At 71.3% G+C, this 8,714-nt stretch carries 8 protein-coding genes; 2 read left to right on the top strand and 6 right to left on the bottom strand.

Features of this window, described 5'->3' with window-relative positions:
- Nucleotides 1-74 precede the first annotated feature (74 nt).
- Nucleotides 75-1,406 carry a class I SAM-dependent RNA methyltransferase gene (locus VR44_RS18755; protein ID WP_045948689.1) on the bottom strand — a complete coding sequence of 444 codons (1,332 nt, stop codon included), beginning with the start codon at nucleotides 1,404-1,406 and terminating at the stop codon, nucleotides 75-77.
- A gap of 101 nt (nucleotides 1,407-1,507) precedes the next feature.
- Complete coding sequence (locus VR44_RS18760; protein WP_045948690.1) at nucleotides 1,508-3,562, bottom strand: APC family permease; 2,055 nt, start codon at nucleotides 3,560-3,562, stop codon at nucleotides 1,508-1,510.
- A gap of 210 nt (nucleotides 3,563-3,772) precedes the next feature.
- On the opposite strand from VR44_RS18760, the gene VR44_RS18765 reads away from it, so the two are divergent.
- Together VR44_RS18765 and VR44_RS18770 are read left to right on the top strand one after the other, a co-directional pair.
- The gene (locus tag VR44_RS18765; protein ID WP_094191742.1) at nucleotides 3,773-4,441 is read left to right on the top strand and encodes a potassium channel family protein; all 669 of its coding nucleotides are present in this window, start codon (nucleotides 3,773-3,775) and stop codon (nucleotides 4,439-4,441) included.
- Complete coding sequence (locus tag VR44_RS18770; protein ID WP_045948692.1) at nucleotides 4,438-5,100, top strand: potassium channel family protein; 663 nt, start codon at nucleotides 4,438-4,440, stop codon at nucleotides 5,098-5,100. Before VR44_RS18765 ends, VR44_RS18770 begins: the two co-directional genes overlap by 4 nt.
- A gap of 57 nt (nucleotides 5,101-5,157) precedes the next feature.
- On the opposite strand, the gene VR44_RS18775 is transcribed toward VR44_RS18770, so the two are convergent.
- From VR44_RS18775 to VR44_RS18790, 4 genes are all read right to left on the bottom strand, one after another.
- Nucleotides 5,158-5,877, bottom strand: a complete 720-nt coding sequence (locus tag VR44_RS18775) for a DUF3159 domain-containing protein (protein WP_045948693.1) — start codon at nucleotides 5,875-5,877, stop codon at nucleotides 5,158-5,160.
- Between the two features lie 3 nt (nucleotides 5,878-5,880).
- Nucleotides 5,881-6,300 (bottom strand): OB-fold nucleic acid binding domain-containing protein, encoded by a 420-nt coding sequence (locus VR44_RS18780; protein ID WP_079430186.1) that lies wholly within the window; start codon nucleotides 6,298-6,300, stop codon nucleotides 5,881-5,883.
- 45 nt (nucleotides 6,301-6,345) lie between these two features.
- Nucleotides 6,346-7,014: a response regulator gene (locus tag VR44_RS18785; protein ID WP_045948694.1), complete on the bottom strand. Its 669-nt coding sequence runs from the start codon at nucleotides 7,012-7,014 to the stop codon at nucleotides 6,346-6,348.
- Nucleotides 7,011-8,714 (bottom strand): DUF4118 domain-containing protein (locus VR44_RS18790; RefSeq protein ID WP_245691971.1); only part of this gene is annotated, 1,704 nt, incomplete at its 5' end. The genes VR44_RS18790 and VR44_RS18785, both read right to left, overlap by 4 nt.

Consider the following 8,714-nt stretch of genomic DNA (forward strand, 5'->3'; position numbering starts at 1 on the left):
ACGCGGGCTTGACCGGCAAGATCCGAAAGAGACGACCTAGCCGGGAGTCAGCGCCGCCGGGGTACCGGCCCGGGTCAGCCCTTCTTCTCCACCGGCTCAAGGATCGCCACGCACTCCACGTGGTGCGTCATCGGGAAGAGGTCGAAGACGCGGAGGGTGCGGACCTTGTAGCCCGCCTCCTTGAAGTAGCCCAGGTCGCGGGCCAGGGCCGCCGGGTCGCAGGCGACGTAGGCGATGCGGCGGGCCGAGAGGCTCGCGATGTGGCGGACCGTCTGCTTGCCGGCGCCCGCGCGCGGGGGGTCCAGGACGATCAGGTCGCATTCGGTGATCCCGGTGCGCGGGAGGGCGGTGTCGACCTTGCCCTGCTCGATGCGGACGCGGGGGAAGTCCGCCAGGTTGTGGCGGGCGTCCTCCACCGCGCGCTTGCCCGACTCGATGCCGAGGACCGCCCCGGTCTCGCCGAGGCGCTCGGCGAGGGCGCCAGCGAAGATGCCGACGCCGCAGTAGAGGTCGAGGGCCATCTCGCCCTTGCGCGGCATCAGGCCCTGCATGACGGCCTTGATCAGGGTGTCGGCGGCCTGCGGGTGGACCTGCCAGAAGCCGCCCATCCCGACGCGGTAGGTGCGGCCGTCGGCGCGCTCGCGGACGAAGGGGCGGCCGTGGACGCGGTGCACCCCGCCGTCCTTCTCCTCGACCCGGAGGACGGAGACCGGCTTGTCGAGCTCGACGAGCGGGAGGCGGCCGCCGGGGCGGGGGGTGAGGACGACCTGGCGGTCGTTCGAGCCCGAGGCGGCGATCGCCTCGACGGAGGCCATCGCCGGCCAGGAGCGCTTCTCGATGCCGAGTTCGGTGACGCCGGGCGCCGCGATCATGCAGTGGTCGACCGGCTCGATGTCGTGCGAGCGGTGCTTGCGCAGGCCGACGCGGCCGTCCTCGTCGATGGCGTACTGGACGCGGGTGCGCCACTGCGGGACCTCGCCGGCCGGCAGCTTGTCGCCCTCGGCGGGGGCCACGGTGCCGTCCCAGCCGGCCTCCTCGGGGGTGAGGCCGGCGAGCCGCTTGAGCTGCTCGGCGACGACCTCGCCCTTGAGCCGGCGCTGGGCGCCCGGCTTGGCGTGCTGCCAGTCGCAGCCGCCGCACTTGCCGGGGCCGGCGAACGCGCAGGGGGCCTCGACCCGGTCCTTGGAGGCGGTGAGGACCGTGATCGCGTCGGCGCGCAGGAAGCGGGAGCCCGCCTCGCCCTCCGTCACGCGCGCGATGACCTTCTCGCCCGGGAGGGTGTGGCGGACGAACAGGACGCGGCCGTCGGCCGTGCGGGCGATGCAGTGGCCGCCGTGCGCGACGGGGCCGACCTCGACCTCGTACTCCTCCCCGACCAGTGACTGCTTCTCGTTCTGCTCGGTCATGGCGGGGAGACTCCAGGGAGATCAGGGGCAAAAAGGGAACGGCCGGACGACCGACCCACCAGTTTACGTGGATCTCGTCCGGCCGTTCGCCACCCGTCGGGCTACTTCCCCGCCGGGTCCTTCGGACGCGGCCGCGGGGTGTCGACGGGGCCGCGGCGCACCGCGCCCGGGGCGTTCCACTCCTGGCGCTTGCGGGCCCGCCTGCGGGCGAGCTCCGAGGACTCCAGCTGGTAGGGCACCGAGGTGACCATCACGCCGGGGGTGAAGAGCAGCCGGCCCTTGAGGCGCAGCGCGCTCTGGTTGTGCAGCAGGTGCTCGTACCAGCGTCCGACGACGTACTCGGGGATGTAGACGCTGACCGCGTCGCGCGGGTTCTCGCTGCGCAGCCCCTTGACGTACTCGACCACCGGCCGGGTGATCTCCCGGTAGGGCGAGTCGAGGATCTTCAGCGGGACGTTGATCCCGCGCCGCTCCCACTCCTCCTTGAGCGCCTTGGTCTCGGGCGCGTCCACGCTGATGCTCAGCGCCTCCAGCGTGTCCGAGCGGGTCAGCTTGGCGAAGGCCAGGGCGCGCAGGGTGGGCTTGTGGACCTTGGAGACCAGGACGATGGAGTGGACCCGGGAGGGGCGCACGCTGTCGTCGGTGGGGCCCTCGTCCGCGGCGATCTCGGCGGCGACCCGGTCGTAGTGCTTCCGGATGGCGGTCATGGTGCCGTAGAAGATCAGCATGCCCAGGAGGGCGACCCACGCGCCGTGGGTGAACTTGGTCGCCAGGACGACGACCAGGACCAAACCGGTGAAGATCGCGCCGAAGGTGTTGATGGCCCGGGAGCGGTGCATCCGGCGGCGGGCGGCCTGGTCGCGCTCGGTCGCCAGGTGGCGGTTCCAGTGCCGGACCATGCCGATCTGGCTGAGCGTGAAGGAGACGAACACGCCGACGATGTACAGCTGGATCAGCTTGGTGGAGTCGGCGTCGTAGATCCACACCAGCAGCATGGCGGCGCCGGCGAGCAGCACGATGCCGTTGGAGAAGGCCAGCCGGTCGCCGCGGGTGTGCAGCTGGCGCGGCAGGTAGCGGTCCTGGGCCAGGATCGAGCCGAGCAGCGGGAAGCCGTTGTACGCGGTGTTGGCGGCCAGGAAGAGGACCAGGGCCGTCGCGGTCGCCAGGACGACGAACAGGATGCTGCCGTTGCCGAAGACGGCCTCGGCCACCTGGGAGATCACCGGGTGCTGGACGAAGCTGTCGCCGACCGGGACGCCGTTGTCCAGCAGGTTGGTGGCGGGGGACTCGGCCATGCGCACGTCGGTGGCCATGGCCAGGGCGATGATCCCGCAGAACATGGTGACGGCCAGGCCGCCCATGAGCGCGAGGGTGGTGGCGGCGTTCTTGCTCTTGGGCTTGCGGAAGGCCGGCACGCCGTTGCTGATGGCCTCGACACCGGTCAGGGCGGCACAGCCGGAGGAGAAGGCGCGCAGCAGCAGGAAGACCAGCGCGAAGCCGGCCAGCCCCTGGTGTTCCGCCTTGATCTCCAGATGGGCGGTGGGCGCCGTCATCGTGTCGCCCATCACGAGGCCGCGCCAGGCGCCCCAGCCGATCATGACGAAAACGGCGCCGACGAACACATAGGTCGGGATGGCGAAGAGCTTCCCGGATTCCTTCACTCCGCGCAGGTTCATCAGCGTGAGGAGCAGAATCATGATGATCGCCGAGAGCACCTTGTGCTCGATGACGAAATCGACGGCGGAGCCGAGATTCTCGACACCGGAGGAAATGGACACGGCGACGGTGAGGACGTAGTCGACGAGCAGGGCGCTCGCCACGGTCAGCCCGGCCTTGGGGCCGAGGTTGGTGTTGGCGACCTCGTAGTCGCCGCCGCCGCTGGGGTACGCGTGGACGTTCTGCCGGTAGGAAGCCACGACGGTGAACATCAGCACGACGACCGCGAGCGCGATCCAGGGGCTGAAGTGGTACGCCGACACACCCGCGATCGACAGGACCAGCAGTACCTCGCCGGGGGCATAGGCCACGGACGAGAGCGGGTCGGAGGCGAAGACGGGAAGGGCGATCCGCTTGGGGAGGAGCGTTTCCCCGAGGCGGTCGCTGCGCAGCGCCCGGCCGATCAGGATCCGTTTGGGCACGTCGGTCAGTTTGGACACGCAGAGGATCGTAAGCGTTCGATATCGGGCTGACGAACCCCCGGTCCGTGATCCTCACCAATGCGCCGCCAATGAGGCACCCGGCGGACCCCAAATGGTCACACCGGTGACCACCCGTGTGTAGCTTGGGCCATGGTCTGAGACCCTGTTTAGCCAGAGCATGCAATGAGGCTGGAAACCAGCGAGCCGCTGACAGCCGGAAGGACGGCCGTGCACATCGTCATTATGGGCTGCGGAAGAGTGGGCTCCGCCCTCGCGCAGACCTTGGAGCAGCAGGGGCATACGGTCGCCGTCGTCGACCAGGACCCCACCGCATTCCGCCGGCTCGGGGCTTCGTTCGGCGGCCGCCGCGTCACCGGGGTCGGCTTCGACCAGGACACCCTGCGCGAGGCCGGGATCGAGGAGGCGGGAGCCTTCGCCGCGGTCAGCAGTGGTGACAATTCCAACATCATCGCAGCCCGCGTGGCCCGCGAGATGTTCGGTGTCGAGAACGTGGCCGCCCGCATCTACGACCCCAAGCGCGCCGAGGTGTACCAGCGCCTCGGCATCCCCACCGTCGCGACCGTACGGTGGACCGCCGACCAGATGCTGCGCCGGCTGCTGCCGTCGGGCGCCGAGCCCCTGTGGCGCGACCCGAGCGGCGGCGTCCAGCTCGCGGAGGTGCACACCTCCCCCGCCTGGATCGGCCACAAGGTCAGCAAGCTCCAGGAGGAGACGGGCGTGCGCGTGGCGTTCCTCACCCGTCTGGGCGAGGCGATGCTGCCGACTTCGCAGACCGTGCTCCAGGAGGGCGACCTCGTCCACGTGATGATGCGCACGGACGAGATCGACAAGGTCGAGGCGGTCTTCGCCGAGGGCCCCGAGGAGGCACACGCATGAGGGTCGCGATCGCCGGAGCCGGGGCCGTGGGCCGCTCCATCGCGGGCGAGCTGCTGGAGAACGGCCACGAGGTGCTCCTCGTGGACAAGGCGCCGACCGCCATCTCGGTGGAGCGGGTGCCGCAGGCGGAATGGCTGCTGGCCGACGCCTGCGAGATCACCTCGCTCGACGAGGCGGCGCTGCAGCGCTGCAACGTGGTCATCGCCGCCACCGGTGACGACAAGGTGAACCTGGTCGTCTCCCTCCTCGCCAAGACCGAGTACGGGGTCCCCCGGGTCGTGGCGCGGGTGAACAACCCGAAGAACGAGTGGCTCTTCAACGAGTCCTGGGGCGTCGACGTCGCGGTCTCCACGCCGCGCCTGATGTCGGCCCTGGTCGAGGAGGCCGTCAGCGTCGGCGACCTGGTGCGCCTGCTGCGCTTCAGCCACGGCGACGCCAACCTGGTCGAGCTGACCCTGCCGGCCGACTCCTCGGTCGCGGGCACCCAGATCAGCGAGATCAACTGGCCCGAGGACACCTCGCTGGTGACGATCATCCGGGGCAACCGGGTGCTCACCCCGCACGGCGAGGAGACCCTGGAGCCGGGCGACGAGCTCCTCTTCGTGGCCGCCCAGGCCCGTGAGGGGCAGCTGGAGGACCTCCTCCAGGCCAAGCACTGAGAACGGCGGAAGGGGCGGGGCGACCGTGGTCACCCCGCCCCTTCGGCGTTCTGCCGTTCAGGCCTTCTTCTCCCGGGCGGCCTGCTCCTCGGCCTCGTACTCGGCGATCACGTCGATCGGCGGCGGTGCCTTCGCCAGGAAGACCCAGGTGAAGTACACGGCCAGCACCATCGGGGGGAGCTTCAGCGCGATCAGCACCCAGCCCAGCTGGGTCTCGTCACCCCACCAGTAGAGCGGGAAGAGGATCGCGTACTTCGCCAGGAAGATCAGGCCCCAGGCCAGGCTGGCCTTGGTGTACGCCTTCTTGCGCCCGGGGTTGCGGGTGCGCCAGGACAGGTTCTCCTTGAAGACCGGCCCCAGGATCACGCCCAGCAGCGGGAAGCCGACCAGCGCGGAGAGCGTGAACGCCACGCCCAGCCCGACCCCGTAGATCATGCCGGGCAGGTAGAAGCCCTTGGCGCTGCCCGTGAACAGGGCGAAGGCCACGCCGACCGCGACGCCGAAGACCCCGCTGAAGGCGTGCTTGACGGTGTCCTTGCGCAGCAGCCGCACGATCACCAGCAGCACCGCGACCACGCCCGCCGCGATGGCGGACATCGTCACGTCCTTGTTGATCGTGTAGATCATCACGAACAGCAGGCCGGGGAGCATCGTCTCCACGGTGCCCCGGATGCCGCCGAAGGCGTCGAACAGCGCCGCCTGCGTGACCTCCTTCTGGTCCCCGGGGGGGCCGGAGGGCGCGGACCCTGGTGTGGACGGTCGGTCGAGTGACGTCACCGGTCAGTGCTCCTGTCCGAGCGGTCGGAGTTCGTACTTCGGGTTGAACAGGACCCGGCGCCCGTGGCTCATCGCGATCCGCCCGGAGGCGATCATGCGCCGCCCGGGCTCGATTCCCACGATCGAGCGACGCCCGAGCCAGACCACGTCCAGCGCGGCCGAGCCGTCGAAGAGCTCCGCCTCCAGGGCGGGTACGCCCGCGCGCGGCCGCAGGGTGACGGTACGCAGGGTTCCGGTCACCTTGACTATCTGGCGGTCGTGGCAGTCGCAGATCCGCGTGCACCCCGCGGCTTCTGCGTCCTCCTGCAGTTCCGCCGAATGCAGCTCCTCCTGGGAGGTGGACAGCCGCTCTATCATCCGGCGGAACCGGCCCGCCGGCCTGGCCGGTTTCGCGGGCTTCTCGGGACGCGGTTCAGCACTCATACAGGAAGCGTACCGGCGCGGCCGCTCCCCCTCGAAGCCCCACCGCTACTTCTCGAAGCGGTAGCCCATGCCCGGTTCGGTGATGAAGTGGCGCGGGTGCGAGGGGTCCGTCTCCAGCTTGCGCCGCAGCTGGGCCATGTAGACCCTCAGGTAGTTGGTCTCGGTCCCGTAGGAGGGCCCCCAGACCTCCTGGAGGAGCTGTTTCTGGCTGACGAGCTTCCCCCCGTTGCGCACGAGCACCTCCAGCAGGTGCCACTCGGTGGGGGTGAGCCGTACGTCGCGTCCCTCGCGGACCGCCTTCTTGGCCGCGAGGTCCACCGTGAACCCCTCGGTCTCCACGACCACCTCGTCCTCGCCCGCCCCGGCGGCCGGCTCGGCCCGGCGGACGGCCGCGCGCAGCCGGGCGAAGGGCTTGGTGACGTAGTCGTCGGCGCCCGCGTCGAGGGCCTCGACCTTCTCGTCGGAGCTGTGCCGGGCGGAGAGGACCAGGATCGGGACCCGGGTCCAGCCGCGCAGGCCCCTGATCACCTCGACCCCGTCCATGTCGGGCAGGCCGAGGTCGAGCACGACCACGTCGGGGTGGCGGGCGGCCGCGAGTTCCAGGGCGCCCGCCCCGTCGGCGGCGGCGTCCACCTCGTACTTGCGCGCCTTGAGGTTGATCACGAGGGCTCGGACGATCTGCGGCTCGTCGTCCACCACGAGCACCCGGGTCATTGGGGTCCTGCTTTCTGTCGTTCGGAGAGGTCCCCGGTCCGCCGGGGTTCGAGGGGATCCGCCTGGTCAACGCCGTCGGGGTGGTGCCCGGTTCCGGCCGGCGCCGCGGGCCCGGCGCGGTGGGCCGCGCGGAGGGTGAGCACCATGGTCAGCCCGCCGCCCGGGGTGTCCTCGGCGGCGAGGGTGCCGTCCATGGCCTCGGCGAAGCCCCGCGCCACCGCCAGGCCCAGGCCCACCCCGGCCCCGCGGGGGGCGTCGCCGTGCCGCTGGAACGGGGCGAAGATGCGGTCCTTGGCCTCGTCGGGCACCCCGGGCCCGCGGTCCACGACCCGGAGCTCGACCCGGTCGCCGAGGGCGCTGGCCGCGACCAGCACCCGCCGGCCCGGGGGGCTGTACTTGACGGCGTTCTCCACCACGTTGGCCACGCTCCGCTCCAGCAGGCCGGGGTCCACCCGCACCATCGGCAGGGTCTCGGGCACGTCGAGCAGGACGCTGTCCTCCGGTACGCCGCCCAGCGCCATCGGGACCACCTCGTCCAGGTCGATCTCCCGGATCAGCGGGGTCACGGTGCCGGTCTGCAGCCGGGACATGTCGAGCAGGTTGCCCACCAGGTGGTCGAGCCGGTCGGCGCCCTCCTCGATGCCCTCCAGCAGCTCGGCCCGGTCCTCCTCGGACCAATCCACGTCGTCGGAGCGCAGGGAGCTGACGGAGGCCTTGATGGAGGCCAGGGGCGTCCGCAGGTCGTGGCTGACGGCGGCCAGCAGGGCGGTGCGGATCCGGTTGCCCTCGGCCAGCCGGCGGGCCTCCTCGGCCTCCCCGACCAGCCGCTGGCGGTCCAGCACCACGGCGGCCTGGGCGGCGAAGGCGCCGAGCACCCGGCGGTCCTCGGCGGGCAGCACCCGCCCGGACAGGGCCAGCGCCATGTGGTCGCCGATCGGCATGTCCACGTCCGCCTCCTCCGGCCGGGCGGCCGGGGCGGGGCCCACGCTGCCGGCCGGCGTCCAGGGCTCCAGCTCGCCCGCCCGCTCCAGCAGGGCCACCGATTCCATGGCGAAGGTCTCGCGCACCCGCTCCAGCAGCGCGTCCAGGGCGGTCTCGCCGCGCAGGACGCTCCCGGCCAGGGTGGACAGGATCTCGGACTCCGCCCGCAGCCGGGCGGCCTGGTGCGTGCGCCGGGCGGCCAGGTCCACCACCGAGGCCACCGAGACCGCGACGCCGAAGAAGACCGAGATGGCCATGATGTTGCGGGGGTCGGAGATGGTGAACCGGTGCAGCGGCTCGACGAAGAAGTAGTTCAGCAGCAGCGACCCGAAGGCGGCGGAGGCCAGGGCCGGCCAGAGCCCGCCGATCAGCGCGGCAGCCACCGTCAGCCCCAGGAACAGCAGCATGTCGTTGGCGAGGCCGGGGTCGGTGCTGATGTGGGTCAGCAGCAGGCACAGCAGCACCGGGAAGAGCACGCCGACCACCCAGCCCGCGACGATCCTGGGCCGGCCGAGCCGGGCGGCGGAGCGGACCACGGGCAGCCCGCGCCCCCTGGCCACCTCCTCGTGGGTGACGATGTGCACGTCGAGGTCGGGACCCGAGTCGCGGGCGACGGTCGCACCCACCCCGGGGCCCAGGACGTACTGCCAGGTCTTGCGGCGGCTGGAGCCCAGGACGATCTGGGTGGCGTTGACCCCGCGGGCGAAGGCGAGGAGCGT

Origin of the sequence: Streptomyces katrae, from assembly GCF_000966975.1 — a bacterium.
GTDB classification, from domain to species: domain Bacteria; phylum Actinomycetota; class Actinomycetes; order Streptomycetales; family Streptomycetaceae; genus Streptomyces; species Streptomyces katrae.